The 24,321-nt window shown below is 72.8% G+C and carries 16 protein-coding genes; 7 read left to right on the top strand and 9 right to left on the bottom strand.

Annotated features, from left to right (window positions below; genetic code table 11):
• Window positions 1-24: 24 nt before the first annotated feature.
• A complete protein-coding gene (locus tag ACIGAN_RS20170; protein ID WP_399859164.1) occupies window positions 25-834 on the bottom strand; it encodes a M15 family metallopeptidase in 810 nt (269 codons plus the stop codon).
• Window positions 835-1,618: 784 nt separating this feature from the next.
• On the opposite strand from ACIGAN_RS20170, the gene ACIGAN_RS20165 reads away from it, so the two are divergent.
• Entirely contained in the window at window positions 1,619-2,416 is a 798-nt protein-coding gene (locus tag ACIGAN_RS20165) for an MIP/aquaporin family protein (RefSeq protein WP_365740838.1), read from the top strand.
• 22 nt (window positions 2,417-2,438) lie between these two features.
• Window positions 2,439-3,956 (top strand): glycerol kinase GlpK, encoded by a 1,518-nt coding sequence (gene glpK, locus ACIGAN_RS20160; protein ID WP_399859162.1) that lies wholly within the window; start codon window positions 2,439-2,441, stop codon window positions 3,954-3,956.
• Window positions 3,957-4,130: 174 nt separating this feature from the next.
• Here glpK and ACIGAN_RS20155 read toward each other — a convergent pair whose 3' ends face one another.
• The 4 genes from ACIGAN_RS20155 to ACIGAN_RS20140 form a co-directional block, all read right to left on the bottom strand.
• Window positions 4,131-4,736, bottom strand: coding sequence for a GTP-binding protein (locus ACIGAN_RS20155; protein ID WP_399859159.1), 606 nt, complete (start codon window positions 4,734-4,736; stop codon window positions 4,131-4,133).
• Window positions 4,737-4,805: 69 nt separating this feature from the next.
• Window positions 4,806-5,201 (bottom strand): DUF742 domain-containing protein, encoded by a 396-nt coding sequence (locus tag ACIGAN_RS20150; protein ID WP_311687861.1) that lies wholly within the window; start codon window positions 5,199-5,201, stop codon window positions 4,806-4,808.
• A gap of 9 nt (window positions 5,202-5,210) precedes the next feature.
• Window positions 5,211-5,645, bottom strand: a complete 435-nt coding sequence (locus ACIGAN_RS20145) for a roadblock/LC7 domain-containing protein (protein WP_399859156.1) — start codon at window positions 5,643-5,645, stop codon at window positions 5,211-5,213.
• Entirely contained in the window at window positions 5,642-8,686 is a 3,045-nt protein-coding gene (locus ACIGAN_RS20140; protein WP_399859154.1) for a nitrate- and nitrite sensing domain-containing protein, read from the bottom strand. Before ACIGAN_RS20140 ends, ACIGAN_RS20145 begins: the two co-directional genes overlap by 4 nt.
• Before the next feature lie 423 nt (window positions 8,687-9,109).
• Here ACIGAN_RS20140 and ACIGAN_RS20135 point away from each other — a divergent pair, with 423 nt between their 5' ends.
• Window positions 9,110-9,649: a hypothetical protein gene (locus ACIGAN_RS20135; protein ID WP_399859152.1), complete on the top strand. Its 540-nt coding sequence runs from the start codon at window positions 9,110-9,112 to the stop codon at window positions 9,647-9,649.
• A 207-nt stretch (window positions 9,650-9,856) separates the two neighbouring features.
• On the opposite strand, the gene ACIGAN_RS20130 is transcribed toward ACIGAN_RS20135, so the two are convergent.
• Complete coding sequence (locus ACIGAN_RS20130) at window positions 9,857-10,180, bottom strand: bifunctional 3-phenylpropionate/cinnamic acid dioxygenase ferredoxin subunit (RefSeq protein ID WP_365740826.1); 324 nt, start codon at window positions 10,178-10,180, stop codon at window positions 9,857-9,859.
• A gap of 306 nt (window positions 10,181-10,486) precedes the next feature.
• On the opposite strand from ACIGAN_RS20130, the gene ACIGAN_RS20125 reads away from it, so the two are divergent.
• From ACIGAN_RS20125 to ACIGAN_RS20110, 4 genes are all read left to right on the top strand, one after another.
• On the top strand, window positions 10,487-11,317 hold the full coding sequence (locus ACIGAN_RS20125) for an IclR family transcriptional regulator (RefSeq protein ID WP_399859149.1): 831 nt from the start codon (window positions 10,487-10,489) through the stop codon (window positions 11,315-11,317).
• Between the two features lie 472 nt (window positions 11,318-11,789).
• Window positions 11,790-14,240, top strand: a complete 2,451-nt coding sequence (locus ACIGAN_RS20120) for an FAD-dependent oxidoreductase (protein ID WP_399859147.1) — start codon at window positions 11,790-11,792, stop codon at window positions 14,238-14,240.
• Between the two features lie 13 nt (window positions 14,241-14,253).
• On the top strand, window positions 14,254-15,402 hold the full coding sequence (locus tag ACIGAN_RS20115) for an aromatic ring-hydroxylating dioxygenase subunit alpha (RefSeq protein ID WP_399859145.1): 1,149 nt from the start codon (window positions 14,254-14,256) through the stop codon (window positions 15,400-15,402).
• Window positions 15,403-15,497: 95 nt separating this feature from the next.
• Entirely contained in the window at window positions 15,498-17,063 is a 1,566-nt protein-coding gene (locus ACIGAN_RS20110) for an APC family permease (RefSeq protein WP_399859142.1), read from the top strand.
• Window positions 17,064-17,132: 69 nt separating this feature from the next.
• Here ACIGAN_RS20110 and ACIGAN_RS20105 read toward each other — a convergent pair whose 3' ends face one another.
• From ACIGAN_RS20105 to ACIGAN_RS20095, 3 genes are all read right to left on the bottom strand, one after another.
• Entirely contained in the window at window positions 17,133-21,761 is a 4,629-nt protein-coding gene (locus ACIGAN_RS20105; RefSeq protein WP_399859140.1) for a hypothetical protein, read from the bottom strand.
• Between the two features lie 36 nt (window positions 21,762-21,797).
• Window positions 21,798-22,679: a hypothetical protein gene (locus ACIGAN_RS20100; protein ID WP_365099487.1), complete on the bottom strand. Its 882-nt coding sequence runs from the start codon at window positions 22,677-22,679 to the stop codon at window positions 21,798-21,800.
• Between the two features lie 109 nt (window positions 22,680-22,788).
• On the bottom strand, window positions 22,789-24,315 hold the full coding sequence (locus tag ACIGAN_RS20095) for a hypothetical protein (RefSeq protein WP_365740814.1): 1,527 nt from the start codon (window positions 24,313-24,315) through the stop codon (window positions 22,789-22,791).
• Between the last annotated feature and the right edge of the window lie 6 nt (window positions 24,316-24,321).

Here is a 24,321-nt window from a genome sequence, read left to right as displayed (position 1 = left end):
ACGGAGAGGGCGTCGCGGGCAGGCTCAGTGCGCGCGCGTGAGCGACTTCCTGGACACCGGGAAGTCGAAGTAAGTGTCCGGGTAGGGCTCGGATGTGAAGGTGTAGTGCCACCACTCCTCCGCGAGGTTCACGAACCCCTGGCCTTCGAGGGTGTTCTTGAGGAGCAGCCGGTTGGCGCGCTGTGCGCCCTGGACGCGCGGGTCGAGGGTGTGCGAGAGGGTGTCGAAGCAGTCGAAGCCGGTCCCCATGTCGACCGAGTTGTCGGGGAAGCGCTCGCCCTGGGGTGCGATGCAGGACACGAGGGGTTCCCCGGGATGATAGGGCCGGGTCGGTTTCGCCGGGAGCCGGACGAGGGTGACGTCCAGCGTGGAGCCGCGGCTGTGGCCGGACTTCTCGGCGATGTAGCCGTCGGTGAACAGCCGGGTCTTGTCGACGTCCGGGTAGAACTCGCCCTTCATCGCCTGGTCGTCGAGGTCCTGCGCCCAGCGGACGAAGTGGTCCACGGCGCGCTGTGGCCGGTAGCAGTCGTACACCTTGAGCGTGTAGCCCTGGCGGAGGAGCTTGCGTTGTGCCCGGTGAAGAGCGTCGGCGGCGGGACGGGTGAGGATGCAGGTCGGCTGGACGTAGCCGTCGATGCGTTCGCCGACGAAGTTGTGCGGCGTGAAGTAGCGCATCTCCTGGAGGATCGTCGGGTCGATGGTTCTCAGGGCCACGAAGTCCTGAGGCGCTGTGGGTTCGGTCGTCGCCTGGGCGGTCGCGGTGGGGACGGTCGCCGTCAGCAACGCGGCGAGCGTGGTGAGCAGGCCGCGTACCGCGGTGGTGAGTCGTGTCATGCCTGCTGCCTGCCCGTCTGGTTCCTTCGGTGCACACGTGTGGTGCGTTCGGTGTGACGCACGGGGAGGGCGTGGCCCACGGGGAGGGCCTGACGCGGGAGGGCCCGGCGCGGGGGGCCTGGCGCGGGGTGGGGCGTGAGGCGCGTAGGGGTGTTACCCGCGGAGCGCGCCCCGTCCCGCTGTCACACCCGAGGCCATGGATGCGCCCCCGTACCGCGGTCCGGTGGGGGAATCGGCTCGTCCGGTTGAGAAGCCGCCAGGTCAGGTGGATCCTGGACACGAGCAAGCCGGGTGTCGGGCAACGGCTGAGCGATCGCCGACGGCGAGGGTCGGTGCGGGCCGGAGACCCGGTGGAGGCCGGAGACCATCCGCCAGGGCTCGTGCGGCTCACCGAGGCGCGCGGGTCCGACCAGATCCGAACAACGACCCACCGGGCGCCGCCCCGGCCGTGCAACCGGCCCCGGCCCGGCAGGAGCCCGGGCGACCGTCACATGGCCGTCAACCGTTGCGGTCGGCGACCTTGACGCCTCTGGGGTGCCGGTGAACACTTCCGGTGTCAGTCGACATCGCCGTACATAATCGGCGTATTCCGGCACCACGGCGCGCGGGCGCGCCTGCGCCAAGGCCCCTTCCCCCACAGGCCGGCCGGCTGCGACGGCACGCTCGTCACGGATGCCGGGCGGGGCGCGGGATCTCCCTGCCTTCGGCGGAAGTAGCCATGGGAAACGCACCCTGCACGTGAGGACCGGGGCGAATGGTCCCGGGCCACGGCCTAGGAGCCGCCATGAGTAACGGAGACATATTCTTCGGCGAGTTGATCGGCACGGCGATCCTGATCCTGTTCGGCGCCGGAGTGTGCGCCGCCGTCACCCTCAGGTTCTCGAAGGCGCGCGCCTCCGGATGGATCGTGATCGCGTTCGGCTGGGGCTTCGCCGTGCTGGCCGGCGCGTACACCGCCGCTCCCCTCTCCGGAGGGCACCTCAACCCGGCCGTGACGCTGGGCCTCGCCGTCGACACCGGGGTGTGGGACAAGGTCTGGGTGTACATCCTGGGGCAGATGGCCGGTGCCATGCTCGGGGCCGTGCTGGCCTACCTGGTGTACTTCGCCCAGTTCCAGGCCAACACCCGCAAGGGCGGAACGACCGAGGGAACGGTCGACGAACCCGTCCCGACGCTGGGCATCTTCTCCACGATCCCCGAGATCCGGAACCCGGTCGCCAACCTGATCACCGAGATCCTCGCGACCATCGCGCTGGTGCTGCCCCTGCTGGCCCTGGTCGGCAACAACCGGCACGTGGAGGGCATCGGCATCGGGCAGATCGCCGGTCAGGGGGAGGGCATCTACGGATCCGGCATCGTGATCCTGCTGGTCGCCCTCCTGGTCGTCGGCATCGGTCTGTCCCTGGGTGGTCCCACCGGCTACGCCATCAACCCGGCACGTGACCTCGGACCGCGCATCATCCACTCCGTCCTGCCGATCCCGAACAAGGGCACGTCCGACTGGGGCTACTCGTGGATCCCCGTCGTCGGGCCGTTGATCGGCGGTTTGCTGGGTGGCGTCATCTACAACGCAGCCTTCTGAACGAGCCCGACGAGGGGTAGTCATGACGGACAACGCCGAGAAGTACGTCGCGGCCATCGACCAGGGCACCACGTCGAGCCGCTGCATCGTGTTCGACCGGAACGGCGCGATCGTCGCCGTCGACCAGCGCGAGCACCGCCAGATCTTCCCCAAGCCGGGCTGGGTGGAGCACGACGCCACCGAGATCTGGTCCAAGACGCAGGCGGTCGTGGCCGGCGCGCTCGCCAAGGCCGGTCTGCGGGCCGACCAGCTCAGCGCGATGGGCATCACCAACCAGCGCGAGACGACGCTGCTGTGGGACCGCGCGACGGGCAAGCCGGTGCACAACGCCATCGTCTGGCAGGACACGCGGACGGCGGCCCTGTGCAACCAACTGGGCGGCTCGGACGGGCAGGACCGTTTCCGCGAGCAGACGGGGCTGCCACTGGCCACGTACTTCTCCGGGCCCAAGGCGGCCTGGCTGCTCGACAACGTGCCCGATCTGCGCGCCCGGGCCGAACGCGGCGAGATCGCCTTCGGCACGATGGACTCCTGGCTCATCTGGAACCTCACCGGCGGTACGGACGGCGGGCAGCACGTCACGGACGTGACCAACGCCGGGCGCACCATGCTGATGAACCTGGAGACCCTCCAGTGGGACGCGTCGATCTGCTCGGCGATGAACATCCCCGAGGCCATGCTGCCCGAGATCAAGTCCTCGGCGGAGGTGTACGGCACCGCCGTCGGCCAGCTCTCCGGCGTGCCCGTGGCGTCGGCGCTGGGCGACCAGCAGGCCGCCGTGTTCGGCCAGGCCTGCTACGACGTGGGCACCGCGAAGAACACCTACGGCACGGGCAGTTTCCTGCTGCTCAACACGGGCGACCGGCCGGTGGCGTCGAAGAGCGGTCTGCTGACGACGATGGGCTACAAGATCGGCGGTGAGGCGCCGGTCTACTGCCTGGAGGGATCGATCGCGATCACCGGCGCGCTGGTGCAGTGGTTCCGCGACCAGCTCGGCATCATCCGCACCGCCGACGAGATCGAGCCCCTGGCCGCGAGCGTGGAGGACAACGGCGGCGCCTACATCGTGCCGGCGTTCTCGGGTCTGTTCGCGCCGTACTGGCGCTCCGACGCGCGTGGTGTGGTCACCGGTCTCACCCGGTACGTCACCAAGGCCCATCTCGCGCGCGCGGTGCTGGAGGCGACGAGCTGGCAGACGCGCGAGGTCGTGGACGCCATGTACCAGGACTCCGGGGTGCGGATCACCACCCTGAAGGTCGACGGCGGCATGACGAAGAACAACCTGCTCATGCAGCACCAGGCGGATGTGCTCGACGTTCCGGTGGTGCGGCCGAAGGTCTCCGAGACGACCTGTCTGGGCGCCGCCTACGCGGCCGGACTGGCCACCGGCGTCTGGAACGACCTGGACGAACTCAAGGCCCACTGGCAGAAGGACGTCGAGTGGACACCGTCCATGGACGCGTCGGTGCGGGACCGCGAGTACCACAACTGGCGCAAGGCCGTGGAGAAGAGCTTCGGCTGGGAGGAGGGCGACAGCTGACCACGCGCGCGTGGAGCGGCTTTCCGTCGACCACGCGCGCGTGGAGCGGCTTTCCGTCGACCACGCGCGCGTGGAGCGGCTTTCCGTCGACCACGCGCGCGTGGAGCGGCTTTCCGTACCGCGGCCCGTACCCCTGTCGGCGGGGGTACGGGCCGTGCCCGGGGGTGGGGGACGTCAGCTGGTCACCGTCTGGCGGCGGTCGGCCGCGTAGGCCATCGCGTGCTCGACGACGCCGATGAGGGTCTCCTTGACCGACTCGCGGTCACGGGCGTCGCACATCAGCAGCGGTACGCCGGGGTCGAGGTCGAGGGCCTGGCGGACGTCCTCGACGGGGTAACGCGGGGCTCCGTCGAAGCAGTTGATGCCGACGAGGAAGGGTATCGAGCGCCGTTCGAAGTAGTCGACGGCGGCGAAGCAGTCCTCCAGGCGGCGGGTGTCGGCCAGTACGACGGCTCCGAGCGCGCCCTCGGAGAGCTCGTCCCACATGAACCAGAACCGTTCCTGCCCGGGTGTGCCGAAGAGGTAGAGCACCAGGTCCTCGCGCAGCGTGATGCGGCCGAAGTCCATGGCCACGGTCGTGGTGTGCTTGTTCTCCACGCCGCTGAGGTCGTCGACCGGGCGCCCGGCCTCGGTGAGCAGTTCCTCGGTGCGCAGCGGTCGGATCTCGCTGACCGCGCCGACGAGCGTGGTCTTGCCCACGCCGAAGCCGCCGGCCACCAGGATCTTGAGCGTGACGGGCTCGACCGGAGGCTTGCCGCGCTCAGAACGCCCGAAGATCATCGGTCTCTTCTCCTGCTTGATGGGGTCGGGCGACGGCGGTCCGCAGCCTCCGCCGCCGGGTCGAGACGCTCACAGCGCCCGCAGGCCGTTGATGACGTCGCGCAGAATACTCTCGTCCGGCAGTTCGGCCGGGGGCACGGGCCGGTTCACATGGACGAATTCGGCGTCCACGAGATCTCCGACGAGGACCCGTACCACCCCGATCGGCAGATCGAGTTCCGCCGCGAGTTCGGCGACCGACTGCGGGTCCTCACGGCACAGTTCGACGATGTCCACGTGCTCCGGGGAGAGCATGTGGTCCGCCTCCGGGTCGTCGGCGTGCGGCTCGGCGACCACGACCGCGATCAGGTCCAGGCGGTGCTGGCCCTGACTGCTGGTGCGGCCGCGCGTCATGGCGTACGGACGGACGACCGGCCCGGCCTCGTCGTCGAACCAGTGGCTTCTTCCCTGACCGTCAGCGCTCATGTCATCCCACTACCCGCCTGCGGGCAGATCGGTGCGCGGAGCGGCGGCCAGATGCACGCCGACGCGCTTGACGAGGAGCGTCATCTCGTAGGCGACCTGGCCGACGTCGGAGTCGGCGTCCGAGAGGACGGCGAGGCAGCTGCCGTCGCCGGCCGCGGTCACGAACAGGAAGGCGTCGTCGAGTTCGACGACCGTCTGGCGGACGTTGCCGGCTTCGAAGTGGCGTCCCACGCCCTTGGCGAGGCTGTGGAACCCGGAGGCGACGGCGGCGAGGTACTCGCTGTCCTCTCTGGTCAGGTCCCTGGACACGCCTGTCGGCAAACCGTCGCCGGAGAGCACGAGGGCTTTGCGGATGCTCGCGACGCGGTCCACCAGGTCGTCGAGGAGCCAGTTCAGCTCCCCCTTGCCGTCCGCGGTGTGGCCGGTCGCCTTCGGTGCGGTCATCGACCGTCCCCCTCTGTCGTTCCTTGTGGTGCTGTGCCGCTGTGGGCGGCATCGCCCGCGGCGTTCTCCCTACGGCCGCGCTGCCAGCCGCGCTGGAGCGAAGCCATACGGCTGCGTACTTCCTCGGCGTCCCGTTCGGCGGGCTCGGCCCGGGCCTCGGTACGCGGATCGGGTCCCCGCTTGAGCTGTGGGGCGAGGCTGGCCTGCCGGACGCGCCGGGGCAGCGGCGCGGTGCCGGCGCCCTCGGCCGAACGTGCGGCGCCGTCTCCGGGCCGTGCGGCGCCGTCCTCCGGCCCTGGGGTGGTGCCCGGACGTGGGGTGGCGTCGTCCGGCCGTGCGGCGGCGCCCGGACGTCCGGCGCGGCCTTCCGGCCGTGCGGTGCTGTCGCCCTGCCGTGCGGTGCCGTGGCCGGATCCGTCGGGGCCGCCGGAGGCGATCTCCGCGCGGCGGGTCCTGCGGGGCAGGGCGGACGACTCCGCCGCAGCGCCCTCGCCGACGGCACCGCCGGACGGGCCCGGCGCCTGCCCGCGCACCGCGTCCCGGCCGGCCGCACCGATGCCGCGGACGGCGGAGTCGGTCCCGCGGCGGCGGGCCGGGAGCGGCGGGGGCGCGTCCGGCTGGGTCTCGCCGCGGCGGCGTGACGGGAGCGCGGCCGCGGGCCCGGTTCCGGCCCGGCCGGTGTCCGTGTTCTCCTCGTCGGCCCTGCTCCGCCGGGGGCGCTGCTCGGTGACCGGGCGGCCGTGCGAGCTGACCAGCTTGGGGGTGTGGCGGCGGGGCAGCGGGACCGGGGCGCTCAGCCCGTCCTCGGCGTCGGCGCGTTCCCGCGCGCGGGACGCGTCGGCGGCCTGCTGCTGCGCATCGGCACGGCGGCCGGCGGTCTCGTCCTCGGCGCGGACGAGGGAGTGGCGGGGGCGGAAGAGTCCGCCGTGTTCGCCGTCCTCGCCGTCGAGGACGCCAGGGAAGTCGTCGAGGGCGTCCAGATCGACGGGGGCCTCCAGCTCGACCGGTCCGTCCAGGAGGGAGGCGGGCAGGCCGGGCCGTGGCGCGGCTGCCTTGGACAAAGAGGTGCGGCGGCCCTCCTGCGGCCTGGTGTCGTGTGCCGTCAGCTGGGGGCGGTCGAGCCGGAAGCCGACGCCGTTGGTGTCGGGCACGTCGTCCGTCAGCAGGGCGTCGGGGATGAAGACGACGGCGGTCGTGCCGCCGTACGGGGAGGGCTGCAGGGAGACCCGGACGTTCTGCCGCTGCGCCAGACGGCTGACCACGAACAGGCCGAGCCGGTCGGTGTCGGACAGTTCGAACTCCGGTGTCTCGGCGAGCCGGAGGTTGGCGTCGAGCAGCGCCTCGGCCGCCATGCCGAGACCGCGGTCGTGGATCTCCAGGGTGAAGCCGTTGGCGACGCGCTCGCCCAGGACCTGGACGGCGGTGTGCGGCGGGGAGAACACCGTGGCGTTCTCCAGCAGTTCGGCCACGAGGTGCGTGAGGTCGGCCACCGCCGGGCCGGTCACGGCGATCCGCGGCAGGCGGCGGACCTCGATGCGCTCGTAGTCCTCGACCTCGGCGACGGCGGCGCGGACGACGTCCATGAGCTGGACGGGCTTGCGCCACTGGCGGGAGGGCGCGGCTCCGGAGAGGATCACGAGGCCCTCGGCGTGCCGGCGCATACGGGTGGTCAGGTGGTCGAGCCGGAACAGGTCGGCGAGTTCCTCGGTGTCCTCGGTCCGCCGCTCCATGGCGTCGAGCAGGGTGAGCTGCTTGTGCAGCAGGACCTGGCTGCGGCGCGCGAGGTTGACGAAGACCTCGGAGACTCCGGCGCGCAGTTCGGCCTGTTTGACGGCGGCTTCGACGGCGGCGCGCTGCAGGGTGTTGAGGGCCTGGCCGACCTCGCCCATCTCGTTCTTGTCGTACTCCAGGCGCGGCACCTCGGTCTCTACGTCGACCTGCTCGCCCGCGGACAGGCGGCGCATCACGCTGGGCAGCCGCACCCCGGATGCCTCGTGGGCCTCCAGGCGCAGCTGCCGCAGGTCACGGATGAGGGTGCGGCCGACGCGCACGGACAGCACGAGGGAGAGCAGCAGGGCGATCAGGCCCAGGGCGCCGGCGATGACGGCCTTGGTGATGACGCCCACGGCCACGGGGTGCACCCGGTCCTGGTAGCGGTCGTTTGCCTGGTCGTTGAGCGTGCCGAGTTCGTCGAGCACGTTGCCGGCGGCGCTGTCCCAGCTCTTGGCGGTGACGCCGCGGGGCGTCCCGGTCCCCGAGTCGAGGGCCGCTTCCTCGGCCACGCGCAGCGGTGCGGAGGAGGCGTTCTTCCAGAAGGTCTGGTAGCGGTCGCGCTCGGCGACGGGCAGCAGCTGCAGGTTGACGTCGTACATCAGCGTGCGCTGGGCCACCAGGTCGGAGATGTCGCGCTCTTCGGAGTGGGTGATGCGGCCGACGATCAGGGCGGAGCCGAGCAGGGCGTCCTCGCGGGAGAGCAGTTCGCGGGCGCGGGCGAGGTTGACCAGCGCGCGGTACTGCTTGTCGAGTTCGACGTTGTCGACCACGTGCAGGTTGGCGAGGAGGACGTAGCACGGGTCGACGAGGCGGTTGTAGAGGTCGAGGGCCTGGGAGCGGTTGACGGTGCCGTCCTCGACGCTGCGGCGCAGCGACTCGATGCCCTCGAAGGCGTCCAGGACGGCGGTCAGCCGCTCGCCGGTGGCCTCGCCCATCGCGTCGCGCACATCCGGGTCCCGGGCGTTGCGGCGGATGCCGCTCACGGCCTCGTCGGTGGCGGCGCGGCTGCGCCGGAGCGCGGCGAGACCGTCGGAGGCGCGGGGGTCGGCGAGGTGGACGAGGGTCTGGCGGCGTTCCTCCTGGAGGACGCGGACGGTGTCCTCGATGGGGTAGCCGATCTTCTCCACGACGGTCGACACGTTGAACAGGTCGGCCGCCTCACGCCCGGTGAGCACGGTGGCGAAGGACCAGATCGCGGTCAGGGAAACCAGCGGCACGAGAAGCAGCGCCACGATCTTCCGGCGGATGGACTTCCCGCGAAAGCGCATGGCCTCCCCCAGCTCGGGCCCCCCGGGGGCTACCGGGGGTACACGTGTGCGTCAACAAACGGCGCGAGCCTACTACCGACGCACAGGGAACTCGAAGACCGGGCTCGAGGCCGAACTTCCGCGCCAGCGACGAGGCATGCCGAGTTGTCCGGGCATTGCGGGAGTTGTCTCCCCGAAACCGATGGTGACAGCGCCGGGTCGTCCACGGGGCGGGCCAAGGCGGTTGGCCGATTTTTTTCGCTTCCCGGGAATCTTCGTGACGAGTCGTTCGTACTTCACTACGGGAAACGGGGGCGGAATCGGCAACAGGAGCCGCATCCTGCACCCGGGCGGCGTAAAACAGCGCAAGCCGGGCAGCCACTGGGGAGCACGGGTCTTCGGAAACGAGCGAGCGGTCTGCTGGCGGTGGGGAGTGACACGGTGATGGGCACGGCGGAACGGCGCGGAGCGCCGAGGGCCGGCGGGACGCGGGGGACGGGGCATCGGATCTCCGAGGCGACCTTCCGCGGCGATGCGGCGGACGAGGCGGAGACCCCGGTGCGGGAGGGGGAGAAGCGGCAGGAGCAGCAGTACTACCGGCCCCTCTGGGTCGAGGAGCCGGCGCGGCGGCGACGGTTGCCGGATCCGGTCCGTACGGCGGCCGTACGGGCGGTGCTCCTCATAGCCGTGACGCTGATTCAGGCGATGGTGGCCTTCCTGTGCACCATGGCCGGGTCCTGGCTGGCGTTCCCCATGGTGATCAGCAGCGTGGTCAGCACGATCGCGGCCACGTGGGGAGCCCTCGACGTGTGGGTGACCCGGCAGGTCTGGAATCAGCGCCACGGCGTGGTGTCCGTGCCGAGCAGCACGGCCCGGGCGCTGCGGCGCGAGCGGCGCCGGGCCCGGCGCCAGGAGCGGGTCACGGCGCGGACGCAGGAGCGGATACGCCGACGGGGCGGGGCCGGGCAGCTGTCCCACTCGTAGGGGCCGCACCGGCGCCAGGGCCGCTCCCTGGCTACTCCCGAGCGGCGTACAGGCCCGAGAGTGAGGCGACACCGATAGTCACGGTGGCGGGGAGCCTCATCGCGCTGCGGGACGGGCCGTTGCCGCATCTCGTCCTGCGGGACGGGCCGTTGCCGTATGCCGCGCGGAGCTTCCTCGGGGCAGAGGGCCGGTCGCCCTCACCTCCGTTCACGCGGCCGTCCCTTCCTCCGCCGTGAGGTGGACGTGGATGACACCGTCCTCGACGGTGACGCGGTGGGTGCGGACGGCGCGGCGGGCCGGGAGGCAGGTGGGCATGCCGGTGCGCAGGTCGAACGCGGCGGCGTGCAGCGGGCATTCGATCAGGCAGCCCTCCAGCCAGCCTTCGGAGAGGGAGGCGTCCTGGTGGGTGCAGGTGTCGTCGATGGCGTGGAGTTCGCCCTCGTCGGTGTGGAACACGGCGACGGGCGGTGTCGTCTCGACCCGGACGGACTCGCCCTCGGGGAGGTCTTCGAGGCGGCAGACGGGAATCACGGGCCCCCCTCTCGGTCCGGGGTGCGGGCCGGACCGCTCGGCCAGACTGTGGACGGTGTGTGAAGCGCCGGACCGGGGTGGCTCCGGGCACGAAAGGGTGATGCTGCACGTCGTCCGGCCCCGTCGGAGGTGAGCCCCCGGGTGGGCGCTCGTCCCCCTTCCGGGACGGACCCATCGGTAACATGATGTTGCATATGGCGCATGAGCAAGCGCTATGCGCAACAGAATCCGCGCGGGGTGACCGTCGCGTCAAGGGGTTCCCGCAGATGCGGCCCGAACAGGGCCGGCAGGTGGTGAGAGTTGGCCATGGTCCGCACGCAGAAGCAGTCCGCCCGCGAGGAGCATCCGACGGACAGCGGGGCGAAACAGAGCGGCAGAGGCGCGGCGAGTGCCGTCCAGTCGGTGGACCGCGCCGTGAGCGTGTTGGAGATCCTCGCGCGGCACGGCGAGGCGGGCGTCACCGAGATCGCCGACGAGCTGGACGTGCACAAGTCGACGGCGTTCCGGCTGCTCGGCGTCCTGGAGAACCGCGGCCTGGTGACCCAGGCGAAGGACCGCGGCAAGTACTACCTGGGTGCCGGCGTACTGCGCCTCGCGGGGGCGGCGGCAGTGCGCCTGGACGTGTCCCAGGAAGGCGTCCCGGTCTGCCGGGAACTCGCCGACGAGCTGGGCGAGACGGTCAACATCGCGGTGCTGGACGACGACGCGGCGGTCAACATCATGCAGGCCCGGGGCACCGCGGCCGTCACCGCGCAGAACTGGCTCGGCCGCCGCACCCCGCTGCACGCCACCGCCAGCGGCAAGGTCCTGCTCGCCCACCTCCCGCCCACCCTGCGCGAAGGGCTGCTGGCCCGTCCGCTGCACCGCTTCACGGAGCGCACGGTCACGGCCGCGTCCATGCTGCGCGGCGAGTTGGACACGGTGGTGCAGCAGGGCTACGCGATCACGGTCGAGGAGTTGGAGATCGGCCTGGCGGCGGCGGCCTCCCCGGTCCGGGGGCACGACGGCAAGGTCATCGCCTCGCTCAGCGTCTCGGGGCCGGTCTACCGGCTGAGTCCACAGCGTCTGCCGGAGGTGGCGAAGCGGACCGAGGCGGCGGCGGCCGAGCTGTCCCGCCGTATGGGTTACGGCTTCTGACGCAACCCGGGCCGGCGGCCCGCGGCGCAGGACGCACAGCGCGGGATCAGGTGGAACGCCTGGTCCCGCGCTGACGTGTGGCAGGCGGGTTTCGTGGGTCGCGAGCGGCCCGGCCCACGGTGACCTGAACCGGCTCCGTGCCTCTTGACGGCTCCGGACAGCGCTCCCACGATGTTCCCCACCACGCAACCCATCGTGCACTGCGCAACAAGCAGAGGAGCTTGGTCGTGCCACACGAGGTCCGTGCCGCGGAGGTCCGTGCCGCAGAGGTTGGTGCCGCAGAGATCCGTGCCATGGTCGCCGCCGGGCAGGGCGTGCCCGTCGAGGTGCGGACGGTCGTGGTCCCCGATCCGGGGCCGGGGCCCTGGAACCGGCCCTCCGTGCAGAACCCGCTCCACCCGGGGGTCCTGACCGGCTCGCCCCGACCGCCCCGCTCCCCCACCGCCCTCACACCGTCCCGGCAAGGAGGGGCATGTCCAGCACACCCGATCACCCCCGCGTGGTCGTCGTCGGCGCCGGCATCGTCGGCTGCTGCCTCGCCGACGAACTGACCGCCCGCGGCTGGACCGACGTCACCGTCCTGGAACAGGGTCCGCTGCCCGCCCCGGGCGGTTCCACCTCGCACGCGCCCGGCCTGGTCTTCCAGACCAGTCCGTCCAGGACCCTCACCGCCTTCGCCCGCTACACGGTCGAGAAGTTCGGCTCCCTCGACGTGGACGGTGTCTCCTGTTTCCAGCAGGTCGGCGGGCTGGAGCTGGCCACCACCCCCGAGCGCCTCGCCGAGCTGCACCGCAGGGCCGGGTACGCCGCCTCCTGGGGCGTGCGCGGCGAGGTCGTCGACGCCGCGCGCTGCAAGGAACTGTGGCCGCTGATCGACCGGTCGGTGGTCCTCGGCGGCTTCCACACCCCGGACGACGGTCTGGCCCGCGCCCTGCTCGCGGCCCGCGCCCAGACGGCCCGGGCCACCGCGCGGGGCGCCCGGTTCCTGGAGCGCCACACGGTCACCGGCATCGAACGGCAGGACGGCCGGGTGACCGCCGTCGTCACCGACCGGGGTACGTTCCCGGCCGACCACGTCGTCTCGGCGGCCGGCTTCTGGGGCCCGATGATCGGCCGCATGGCCGGGGTCGACGTGCCGCTGCAGCCGCTGGCCCACCAGTACGCCAGGACCGGGCCGCTGCCCGCGCTGAGCGGTGCCTCGGCGGAGGCCTCGAAGCCGATCCTCCGCTTCCAGGACCGGGACCTGTACTTCCGCGAGCACACCGACCGCATCGGCATCGGTTCGTACGCGCACCGGCCCCTGCCCGTCGACCCGTTCGCGGTCCTGCCGTACGACGAGGCCCGGGCCCGGAACATGGACATGCCGTCCTCGTACCCCTTCACGGCGGAGGACTGGGCCCCCGTCCGGGACCACTGCGGGCGCCTGATGCCCGCCCTGCGGGACGCGGAGATCGAGACCGGCTTCAACGGTGTGTTCTCCTTCACCCCGGACGGCATGCCGGTGCTCGGCGAGTCGCGGCAGCTGCGCGGCTTCTGGCTGGCCGAGGCCGTCTGGGTCACGCACTCGGCGGGGGTCGCCCGGGCGGTCGCCGAGTGGATGGTGGACGGGCGGCCCTCGCTCGACCTGCACGAGTGCGACCTCACGCGTTTCGAGGAGGCGCAGCGTTCCCCGTCGTACGTCCTGGAGCGCGGGGCGCAGCAGTTCGTCGAGGTGTACGACGTGATCCATCCGCTCCAGCCGATGGAACGGCCGCGCCCCCTGCGGGTCAGCCCCTTCTACGCGCGCCAGCAGCAGCTCGGCGCGTACTTCCTGGAGGGCGGCGGCTGGGAGCGTCCGCACTGGTACGAGGCGAACGCGCCGCTCGTGGACGCCCTCGGCCCCCTCCCCGCGCGGGACGCCTGGTCGGCCCGCCACTGGTCCCCGATCGCGGCGGCCGAGGCGAGGGCGACTCGCGAGGGCGTCGCGCTCTACGACATGACGCCCCTGCGCCGCCTGGAGGTCACCGGCCCGGGATCCCTCGCCTTCCTCGACCGGATGACCAGCAACAACCTCTGCAGGAAGCCCGGCGCGGTCACCTACACCCTGCTGCTCGACGAGTCCGGCGGCATCCGCTCCGACCTCACCGTGGCCCGGCTCGGCCCCGACCGCTTCCAGATCGGCGCCAACTCCCCCGCCGACCTCGACCGGCTGCTGCGCCACGCCCCGGCCGGTGTCCGGGTCCGGGACATCACCTCCGGCACGTGCTGCGTCGGCGTCTGGGGCCCGCTCGCCCGGGACCTCGTCCAGCCGCTCAGCCCGGACGACTTCTCGCACGAGGCGTTCGGCTACTTCCGGGCGAAGGAGACGTACATCGGGCACGTCCCGGTGACCGCGCTGCGGCTGAGCTACGTCGGAGAGTTGGGCTGGGAGCTGTACACCACGGCCGACCTGGGGCTGCGGCTGTGGGACACGCTGTGGGAGGCCGGCCGGGAGCTCGGCGTGGTCGCGGCGGGCCGCTCGGCGTTCAACTCCCTTCGCCTGGAGAAGGGTTACCGGGCCTGGGGCATCGACATGACCGACGAGCACGACCCGTTCGAGGCGGGTGTCGGCTTCGCCGTGCGCATGGACAAGGAGGGCTTCGCCGGGCAGGCCGCGCTGCGGGAGCGCCCGGAGCCCACCCGCCGGCTCACGCCCTTGCTCCTGGACGACCCGGCCGCCGTCGTCCTCGGCAAGGAGCCCGTCCACGTCGGCGGGAGGCCCGCCGGTTACGTGACGAGCGCGTCGTACGGCTACACGCTCGGCCGGTGCGTGGCCTACGCCTGGCTGCCCGCCGGGCTCGCCACCGGCATGGGCGTGCACGTCGAGTACTTCGGCGAGAAGGTCCCGGCCACGGTCGCCGACGAACCGCTGTTCGACCCGAAGATGACCCGCATGCGCCGGTAGGAGGCGTTTGTCCGTGACGACCACCCCCATCACCCCGAGTCTGATCGCCACCCTCCCCGGCCACTACTACACCGACCCGGACGTCTTCCGGCAGGAGCAGGAGCACGTCTTCGAGTCGCTGTGGTTCTGCGCGGTCCGCAGCGCCGACCTGGACCGGCCGGGCGCCTTCCGCACCGTCCAGGTCGGCCGTGAGAGCGTCGTCATCACCCGGACCCGCAAGGGGGACCTGCGCGCCTTCCTCAACGTCTGCCGCCACCGCGGGGCCCGGCTGTGCACGGAGGAGTCGGGCGAGGTCCGCCGCACCCTCCAGTGCCCGTACCACGCGTGGACGTACGACCTCGACGGCACGTTGATCGCCGCACCCAACTTGATCAAGATGCCGGACGTCGACCGGGTCGCGTACGGGTTGATCAAGGTGGAGCTGCGCGAGTGGCTGGGCTACGCCTGGGTGTGCCTGGCGGACGAACCGCCCTCGTTCGAGGACACGGTCGTGCACGCCGCCGTCGAGCGGCTCGGCGACATCGCCGCGATCGAGCACTACGGCACGGACGGCCTCGCGCTCGGCAAGCGCATCACCTACGACGTGAAGGCGAACTGGAAGCTGATCGTCGAGAACTTCATGGAGTGCTACCACTGCGCGACGATCCACCCCGAACTGACCGCTGTGCTGCCCGAGTTCGCCGACGGCTACGCCGCCCAGTACTACGTGGGGCACGGCGCCGAGTTCGCCGAGGCGGTCCAGGGCTTCACGGTCGACGGCAGCGAGGGCTTCGGCAGGCTCCCGGCGCTCGGCGCCGAGCAGGACCGCCGCTACTACGCCATCACGGTCAAGCCGGCCGTGTTCGTCAACCTCGTCCCGGACCACGTCATCCTGCACCGCGTGTTCCCGCTCGCCGAGGACCGCACGGTCGTCGAGTGCGACTGGCTGTACGCGCCGGAGGTCGTGGCGTCGGGGGCGGACGTGTCGAAGTCCGTCGAGCTCTTCCACCGGGTCAACGCGCAGGACTTCGCCGCCTGTGAAAGGACGCAGCCGTCGATGGCTTCCCGCGCGTACCGCGAGGGCGGTGTGCTGGTCCCCAGCGAGCACCACATCGGGATCTTCCACGCGTGGCTCCTCGACCGGCTGGGAGGCGACCCCGCCGGTCCTGTCCCTCGGCGGTGAGCGGCATCCGGATCTGGCGCGACGCCCGCCCCACCCCCCAGGGTTGGTGCGACCGACCGAACCGCTCCAGGGGACCACCCATCGAGGAACCGCCCATGAGACAGGCCCCGCAGTCCACCGGCACCCACACCGCCGACGACAACGCCGAACTGACCGAGTTCGGCTACAGACCCGAGCTGAAACGCACCCTCGGCACCTTCCACACCTTCGCCGCCGGCATCAGCTACATCTCCATCCTCACCGGAACGTTCCAGCTGTTCTACTTCGGCTACGGCAGCGGCGGCCCCGCCTACTGGTGGTCGTGGCCGATGGTCTTCGCCGGCCAGTTCATGGTCGCGCTGTGCTTCGCGGAGCTCGCCGCCCGCCACCCCGTGGCCGGTTCCGTCTACAACTGGTCCAAGAAGATCGGCAATCCGCACCTCGGCTGGCTCGCCGGCTGGATGATGCTGATCGCCTCGATCGTGTCCATAGCGGCCGTGGCGCTGGCCTATCAGTTGACGCTGCCGCAGATCTCGTCGTTCTTCCAGTTCGTGGGGGACGGCACCGGCACGTACGACGTGGCGACCAACGCGGTCGTCCTGGCCGCGGTGCTGATCCTGTTCACGACCCTGGTGAACGCCTTCGGCGTCAAGCTGATGGCCCGGATCAACACGGCGGGCGTGTTCATCGAGCTGATCGCCACCGTCGTGCTGATCGTCCTGTTCGCCGTCCACATCACGCGCGGGCCGCAGGTCGTCATGGAGACGCACGGGACCGGCGCGGGGTACGGCAACGGGTACCTGGGCGCCTTCCTGGTGGCCTCGCTGGCCTCGGCGTACGTCATGTACGGCTTCGACACCGCCGCCTCGCTCGGCGAGGAGTCCCTGGACCCGACCCGGAACGCGCCCCGGGCGATCATCCGGGCGATCGTCGCGTCCTTCGTCCTGGGCGGGTTGATCCTGTTGCTCGCGTTGATGAGCGTGTCCACTCTTGACGGCGAGAAGCTGTCCACGGACGGACTGCAGTACATCGTGCTGGACGTGCTCGGCCCGACGGCCGGCAAGGCGATGCTGTGGTGCGTGCTGATCGCGGTGACGGTGTGCGCGCTGGCGGTGCACACGGCGGCGGTCCGGCTGGCGTTCGCGATGGCCCGTGACAACAACCTGCCGGCGTCCGCGAAGCTCGCCCGGTGCCATCCCCGGTTCCGCACGCCGGTCCTGCCCACCGTGATCATCGGGATCCTGGCGCTGGCGATCCTGGTGGTCAACATCCGTCAGCCGCAGATCTTCACCGTCGTCACCAGCATCGGCATCGTCATGATCTACCTCGCCTATCTGGGCGTCACCGTGCCGCTGCTGGTCGCCCGGCTGCGCGGGACGTGGCGGCCCGCGGGCGAGGGCCGCTTCTCGCTGGGTCGCTGGGGACTTCCGGTCAACATCCTGGCCGTGCTGTGGGGCGGGGCCATGACACTGAACCTGATCTGGCCGCGGGCCGCCGTCTACAACGCCACGGAGCCCTACCACTGGTACCTGCGCTGGGGGGCGGTGCTGTTCGTCGCGGTCATCGCGGGCGGCGGCTTCGCCTACTACTGGTTCGTCCAGCGGCACCGCACCGGTGTGCTCGCGGAGCACCGCTCGGAGGTCCCGGCCTCCGCTCCCCTCGCCGCACCGGCGGCCGACTGAAGGAGGGCCGCCGGGACGGCACGCGCGCCGATCGGACGGCAGCACGCCCGGGTCCGGGCCGGGCACGGCCTAGGAGACCGGGCGCCTGTACATCCTGGTCGCCGTGATCTCGCTGTGGACCGCCTCCCCCGCCCGGGGCTGCTGCGGCAGTCCCGGGCGCAGGTGTTCCTCGACGCTGATGTACTTCAGGCCCGCCCTGAGGTCGGCGTCGTTGCGCATGCGGATGACCAGGGGGAACTCCGCCAGCGCCGTCGTGTCGAACAACCCCGTGGTGTAGAGCAGTTGCACGCCGAGGGCGTCCGACACCGCCCGCTGGAGCTCCAGCAGGTAGGTGGCGTTGGCGCGGCCGATGGGGTTGTCCAGGAACAGCGTGCCCGCGTGCCGGTGCTTGTCGCGGCCCCGGTCGTTCGAGCGGAGCGCGGCCATCGTGCAGTACAGGGCGATGGCGGCGGTGAGCAGCTGGCCGCCCGAGAAGACGTCGCCCATCTGCCCGACCGGCACGCGCTCGGCGCGCAGCACCGCGTCCGGCTTGAGGATCTCGACGGCGACGCCCTTGGGCTGCAGCGCCGCCGCGACGCCCCGGAGCAGCAGGGACATGCCGTCGCGCCGCAGGTCGGAGTTCTTCTTCACGGCGGCGCGGGTGGCCTCGTCGATGACCTCGCCGAGCCGCTCGGTGAGCGTGGCCTGGTCGGGCTCCTCGAAGCGGATGCGCAGGAACTCCTGCCCCGACCACTCGCCGAGGCCCTCGGGCAGCCGGGAGAGCCGCTGGGCGGAGCGCAGGGTGGCCAGGGCCGATTCGACGAGGCCGCGCAGCCGGTCCACGATCGAGTCGCGGTTGCGCTCCAGTTGCGCCAGCTCGTCGGTGAGGACCCTCAGCCGGGGCGCGAAGGCGTCGGCCCACTTCTGGGCGTGCTCGGGCAGCGCGGAGGCGGGCAGTTCGCGGATCTGCTGCCGGGCCGGGGTGCGGACCTGCTCGTAGCGGGTGGAGTTGGCGTGCCGGACGAGGATGTCACTGGCCTCGCGGACCGCGGCCTCGGCGGCCGACAGGTCGGCGGCGCAGCCGCGCAGCGAGCGGCGGGCCTCGGCGGCGGACTGCCGGGCCTCCTCCGGGCTGCCGGGGTAGGGCTCGGTCTCCTCCTGTTCCTCCTCGGTGCCGTGTTCGCGCAGCAGGTCGCGGAGCATCGCGGCGATCTCGTCGAAGCCGCTCGCCGCGTCCTCGGCGGCGCGGTGGGCGTCGAGGAGTTCGGCGTGCGCCTCGCGGGCCTGGTTCAGCGCCTCGGTGTGGGAGGCCAGTTCGGCTGTGGCGGTGCGCAGCAGGGTCTGGGCGTGCTCGGCGTCGCGCGGCCGGAGCTCCTCGGGCAGGTCGGTGTGGGCCTCGCCGTCCTCGGGCGCGAGCCGTTCGGCCTCGCCGCGCAGCCGGCCGAGCTGCTCGCTCGCGCTCGACATGCGGGTCTCCAGGAGCTGCACCAGCTCCTCGGCCCGGGCGGCGGCGGCCTGGCGGCTGGGGCCGTCGGAGCCGTCGGGGGATTCGAGGAGCTGTTCCGCGCGCGTGCGGACCTTGTTGCTCAGCCGGTCCAGCTCCGCGCGGGCCGCGCTCTCGTCGCTCTCCGCGCGGGCCTGCTCGGCGCGCAGGTCGGCGCCCACCCCGACCTTCTCGTACACCTGCGACGCGGCCCGGTAGGCCTCGCGCAGCGCGGGCAGGGACGCCTTGGGGGTGCCGGTGCCGTCCTCGGGCACGTCGTCGGGCGCGCCGGCGATCTCGGAGCGCTCGGCGCGCAGGGCGCGGGCGGTGCGGCGGGCGTCGTCGGCGGCGCGCTGGGCGGCACGCCGGTCCTCGTCGGCGGCCCGGGCGCGGTCCAGGCAGGCCTGGGCGCCCGCCTCGGACTCGGCCGCCTCGTCGGCCAGTTCGCGCAGTTTGACCTGCCAGCCGGCCCGTTCGCGCAGCCGGAAGGCGAGCCCGGCGAGGGCGTCGGCGGAGCGGCGTGCCTTCTGGGCGGCCTCCTGCCGCTCGTCCCGGACGCGGGCGGCCTCGGCGGCGGCTTCGTCGGCCTCGGCGCGGACGGTGCGCGCCTCGGCCAGCTCGGCCTCCGCCTCCTCGGCGAACGCGCGCGCGTCGTGCGCCGCCCGGGCCAGTTCGGTGAGCCGGCCGGCGGGGCAGCCGGTGCGCCAGGAGGCGAGCCGGGCGGCCAGCTCGCGGTCCTTGCCGAGCCGCGCGGCGAGCGTGCGGATCTCCTCGTCCCGCTCGGTGGCCCGGGCGCGCAGCGCCTGCCGTTCCTCGTCGGCGGCGTGTTCGTCGTGCATGGCCGGGTTCGGCGGCACGAGGAACACCTCGCCGTCGTCGGTGTCCGGGGCGGGTGTCGGGGCGAGCAGGGCGGCGGCGGTGCCGACGGCCACGGCGGAGCGGGGCAGCAGCGCCGCGTCGCCCAGTGCCTCCCGGGCGCGGGCGTGCGAGCCGGGGTCGGTGATGATCACGCCGTCGACGAGTTCGGGCCGGGCGGCCAGCACGCGCGCGTGGTCGGCCGGGTCGACGGCCTGGGCGAGGTAGCGCCAGCCGGGCAGGGCGGGGATGCCGTGCTCGCCGAGGAACTCGACGGTGGCCAGCACGTCCGGGCCGGGCGGCAGCAGCCCGCCGTCGCCGAGCGCGCCGAGGATGCGGGCGTCGTCGGCGGCGGCCGTCCGCAGGTCGAACAGCTGGCGTTCGGCGGAGGAGACGGCGTCGTCGAGGAGGGCGCGCAGGTCGTCGGCGCTGCGGTCGAGCTCCTCGGGGGTGAGCCCCGGCTCCGCGGGGGCGGTCGGGGCGGGCTGCTCGCCGTCCGTGCCGTGGCGGGGCTGGGGGATGCCGGGGCGGGTCGCCGGGGTCAGGCCGAGCAGCTCCACCAGGCGCTCCTCGCCCGCCAGGGCCTCGGCCGTGCGGCGTTCGGCCTCGTAGGCCCGCTCCGCGGCCGTGGCCGCGTCGGCCGCGCGGGCCGCGGTCAGTTCGGCCCGGGTCTCGGTGGCGGCGGCCTCGCGCGCGTGCTCCGTGGCGCGGCGGGAGGCCTCGCGGGCAGAGTCCCAGGCCGCGACGGCGGTCTTCTCGGCGTCGCTGGCGGCGAGGGCCGCGCGGGCCGGGTCGGCGTCCGGCGCGCTGTCGTCGAGCCAGCCGGCCCGGACGGCCTCGGCGGTCTCCTGCTCGACCTCGGCCAGGCGCTGCTTGAGGTGCCCGATCTCGCTGCGGGCCCGCTGCGCCTGGGTGGCGGCGGCGGTGGAGTCCCGGTAGGCGGCGTCGCTGACCTCCTGGAGGGCGGCGGAGCGCTCCTCCTCCTCGTTGGCGTGGTGCTCGGCCTTCTCGGCGGCCGCGTGCAGGGCCCGGACGAGGTCGACGGCGGCCTTGGCGCGGGCGGCCAGGGCCGGGGCGGCGTCGCGCTCGGCCTCCTGGATCGCGGCGGACACGCGCGCGACGCGGTCGGCGGCGGCGCGGTGGCGCAGCACGGCCTCGGCGGCCTGCCAGGCCGCGTACAGGGTGCGGGCGTCGGCGAGTTCGCGCTTCTGCGCGGCGGCGGACTTCTCCGCGGCCGCGAGCGCCAGGGAGGCGTGCCGGTAGGCGAGTTCGGCGGAGATCAGCGCGCTGCGCTCGCGGGCCGCCTCGGCGTGCGTGACGGCGTACGCCGCGGCGGTGACCCGCTGGGCGAGGTCGGCGGCGCGGGCCCGCTCCCGCACACCGCGCGCGGAGAGTCTGCGGGCCAGGGTGCGGGTGCGGCGCTCGGCCGCCGCGTGGATGTCCCGCGCGCGTGAGCGGGCCTCGGCGGCCTCGACGATCCGTCCGAGCAGGTCGACCGAGCCGGCGGTGAAGTCGCGTTCGGCGATCAGCTCGGCGCGCCGGCCCAGTTTGTTGCCGAAGCCGCTGACGAGGTCGGCGAGCCCGTCGGTGTCGCGGGTGTCGGTGACGGCGCGCAGCAGCAGGTCGGTGAAGTCGGCGTCCTTCTTGACCGCGAAGAGACCGGCGGCCTCGCCTTCGTCGGCGTTCATCTCGCGCTGGTAGCGGAAGAGTTCGGGGTCGAGGCCGAGGTCGCCGAGGTGCTCGATCCAGCGGTCGTGGATCTCCTCCCAGTGCACCTCCAGGTGCGGGTACGTCCTGCCCGCCTCGGTGAGGGCGTCGCGGAAGCCCTTCATCGTGCGGCGCCGCCCGCGGGCCCCGGACTGGCCCTCGGCCGGGGGACGTACGGCGGTGGACTCGGCGACGGGGAGGTTGTCCAGGCTCAGCCCGGGCCCCGGGCGGAAGGAGTACCAGGCCTCGGCGAACTTGCGCGGGTCGTTGGAGACCTGCCGTCCGCGCCACTCGCTGACCTTGCCGACGACGACGCACTCGCCGGTCAGCACGTGCTGCCACTCCAGCGCGACGTGCCCGCAGTCGTCGGCGAGGAGGAACTTGCGCAGCACGCCGGAGCTGGCGCCGCCGAGGGTGTTGCGGTGGCCCGGCAGCATCACCGAGAAGATCAGCTTGAGCAGCACCGACTTGCCGCCGCCGTTCTCCAGGAACAGCACGCCCGCGGGTGCGGGGCGGCGGGGCGGGCCGACGGGCTCGTCCTCGAAGAACTCCGCCTGCGTGGGCGCGGGGTCGGGCACGAGGTCGCCCACGCCCCGCAGGTCGAGCACGGTGTCGGCGTAGCGCGCACCGGCGGGCCCGATGGAGTAGAGGCGGACGCGGGACAGCTCGTACATGGCGGACTCTCGAAGTCTTCGTCAGATGGGGGGAGTTCAGGCGGAGTGGAACGGCAGACCGGCGTCGGCGACCAGGTCCAGGGCGTCGCTCTCCTCGGGGGGCAGGAGCGTGGGCGTGCCGTCGGTGACCGGGACGACGCCCAGGTCCAGCAGCTCGGCCAGGGCGGCGCTGCCGGCCATGTCGCGGACCTGGAGCTGGTAGCGGGCGGTGGTGCGGTACGTGCCGCCGTTGTCGTCGCCGGTGCGCTGGAGGAAGCCGGAGTCGGTGAGGAAGGCGACGGCCTTGGCGACGATGCCGGTGGTGGAACCGGCGAGCCGCCGGGCGTCCTTGGTGGCGCCGGTGGCGCTGCGCCGCACCCAGATGCGCCAGGCGGCCTCCAGGCCGGGCGCGTCGGTGGCCGGGTCGGTGTTCTCGCCCTGCTCGGCGGCGCGCTCCTCCAGGCGGCGGCAGGCCTGGCGCACGAAGGCGTCGACGCCGTTGACCGTGACGCGGCCGATGTAGCCGTCGTCGGCGAGGTCCTCGGGGCGGGGGAACGCCATGGCGGCGACGGCGAGATGGGCCAGTCCGTGCAGGAAGCGGTCGCCGCCGTCGGCGGACGTACGACGCGCGTAGTCGCCCATGCGGACGGCGAACACCGAGTCCTCGGCGGCGGTCACGGCCATGCCCGCGCGCGGGGACACCTCCAGCACGATCAGGCCGAGACCGGTGGCCACGGCGTCGGCGAGCCGCGCGAACGGCGGGTCCTCGCGGTAGCGCCGCAGCAGGTCCGCGTACTCCTGGTCGCGGGCGGGCTGCAGCTTGGGCTGCAGCCCGAAGGAGACGAGCCGGGCCGCGTCGGCGGCGTCGGCGGGGGTGACGGCGGCGGTGGCCGCGGGGACCGTCCCCTCCGGCTCACTCCACTCGACGTGCTCGCTCACGACGTGAACTCCTTGATCTTGTGGACGACAGTGCGGGCCACGCCCTCAGGGGCGCGGGGAACTGCGCGGCCGGCCACGACGGCGCCGCGGCCGGCCACCGGGGCAAGCATCACGCGGCCTCCGTCCGGTCCGCCGCCATCCCCGCCGCGTCCAGCAGCGCGGTCCCGACGATCAGGTCCGCACCGCCGAACTCCGGGTCGTCCAGCTCCGTCCCGTCGTCCACGGCGAACAGCAGCTTCTGCTCCCCCTGCCGGTAGGCCGTGCCGACCGGCGGGCTCGCGGCGTGCACCGCCAGCAGTGCCACCAGGTACGGCAGGTCGGGGTCCTTCCGGCGGGCCTCGGCCAGCAGTCCGGACAACCGGCGCGGCGCGTCCGCCGGCAGGTCCAGCAGTTCCTGCGCCGCGGCCAGCTGCTCCTCGCTGAACCGGCTGTCGTCGGGCGTGGCGATGAGGTCCGGCTCGGGCATCTCGGCGCCGAGGTGCTCCCGCTCCACGGGCGGTGTCAGCAGTATGTCGACCAGGTCGCCGACCCGGACGGAGACGGGGGTGCGCAGGCCCGTGCCGTGCCCGAAGAAGGCGTCCGTGACGCGCACGGCCTGCTCCAGGGGCAGCGGCAGCACGGGCGCGAGGAGATGCCCGTACACGTCTGTGCCCGCCGTGGTCATCGGCGTCGCGAAGGCCTGCCGGTCCTGTTCGGCGCGGAACAGCGGCCCGGCCTCCAGCAGCCGGGACTGCAGCTGCGTGTGGCGCCGGATGCAGTCCTTCACGATGTCGACCAGCTCGGCGGCGCGGCGCTTGTGCTCGGGGTCCTCGGACTCGTCGCGTGCCTTGCGGATGTTGGTGAGGATCGCGTTCTCGTGCCGGTAGCGGTCGGCGACGTGCTCCAGGGCCTCGGCGATCATGTCAGGGACCGCACGGAGCCAGTCGACCGCGCGGACGTTGCGCCGGGTCGCGTCCAGGGCCCTGCGCAGCGTTTCCGAGTACTGCACGGTCCGGTAGCGGGCCTGTTCGGCGGCGAGCTGGGCGTCGGCGAGCCGGCCGCGGCTGATCAGGACCTCCAGTTTGACCTCGGCGGCGATCTGCGCGCTGGTGACGTCCGTGTCGAGGGCGCCGACGAGGACGTTGACCGCCTCGTCCGTCGTGCGGAGGTACACCGTGCCGCCGGGGCCGGGGACCTCCTCGATCAGCTTGAAGTCGTAGTCGCGGCGCACGTACGTGCCGTCCGGGCCGAACGTGCCGTAGACGGCGCGGAAGCCGCGGTCGACGCTGCCGACGTTGATCAGGTTCTCCAGGACCCAGCGGGCCACGCGCTCGTGCTCGGCGGCGGGGCGCTGCGGGGCCTGGGCGGCGATGCGGGGGACGAGGCGGGCGACGATCTGGTCGTGGTCCGCGCCCGTGTCGAAGTCCATGTTCAGGGTGACCAGGTCGATGGCCGCGAGGGCGATCTCCGCCATGCCGTACACCGAGTACTCGCCGGCGAGGTTGGCCTTGCGCGCGTCGAGGTCGTGCAGCGGCGCGGTGCAGGCGAGCGCGCGCAGGCGCCGCGCCAGGCCCTCGTCGGCGGCCGGCCCCGGCGCGGGGCGCGGCCCCGCGCTGAGCTGGGGCGGAACGCTGTCCGTCGATGCAGGCGAAGTCACGGTGCA

Origin of the sequence: Streptomyces sp. NPDC085931 (assembly GCF_044540565.1) — a bacterium.
Classification (GTDB): domain Bacteria; phylum Actinomycetota; class Actinomycetes; order Streptomycetales; family Streptomycetaceae; genus Streptomyces.
This window is presented reverse-complemented; position numbering and strand designations above follow the sequence as displayed.

Coding starts and splice junctions, on each gene's coding strand:
- ACIGAN_RS20170 (WP_399859164.1), bottom strand. CDS start 834: ATGACACGACTCACCACCGCGGTACGCGGCCTGCTCACCACGCTCGCC.
- ACIGAN_RS20165 (WP_365740838.1), top strand. CDS start 1,619: ATGAGTAACGGAGACATATTCTTCGGCGAGTTGATCGGCACGGCGATC.
- glpK (WP_399859162.1), top strand. CDS start 2,439: ATGACGGACAACGCCGAGAAGTACGTCGCGGCCATCGACCAGGGCACC.
- ACIGAN_RS20155 (WP_399859159.1), bottom strand. CDS start 4,736: ATGATCTTCGGGCGTTCTGAGCGCGGCAAGCCTCCGGTCGAGCCCGTC.
- ACIGAN_RS20150 (WP_311687861.1), bottom strand. CDS start 5,201: ATGAGCGCTGACGGTCAGGGAAGAAGCCACTGGTTCGACGACGAGGCC.
- ACIGAN_RS20145 (WP_399859156.1), bottom strand. CDS start 5,645: ATGACCGCACCGAAGGCGACCGGCCACACCGCGGACGGCAAGGGGGAG.
- ACIGAN_RS20140 (WP_399859154.1), bottom strand. CDS start 8,686: ATGCGCTTTCGCGGGAAGTCCATCCGCCGGAAGATCGTGGCGCTGCTT.
- ACIGAN_RS20135 (WP_399859152.1), top strand. CDS start 9,110: ATGGGCACGGCGGAACGGCGCGGAGCGCCGAGGGCCGGCGGGACGCGG.
- ACIGAN_RS20125 (WP_399859149.1), top strand. CDS start 10,487: ATGGTCCGCACGCAGAAGCAGTCCGCCCGCGAGGAGCATCCGACGGAC.
- ACIGAN_RS20120 (WP_399859147.1), top strand. CDS start 11,790: ATGTCCAGCACACCCGATCACCCCCGCGTGGTCGTCGTCGGCGCCGGC.
- ACIGAN_RS20110 (WP_399859142.1), top strand. CDS start 15,498: ATGAGACAGGCCCCGCAGTCCACCGGCACCCACACCGCCGACGACAAC.
- ACIGAN_RS20105 (WP_399859140.1), bottom strand. CDS start 21,761: ATGTACGAGCTGTCCCGCGTCCGCCTCTACTCCATCGGGCCCGCCGGT.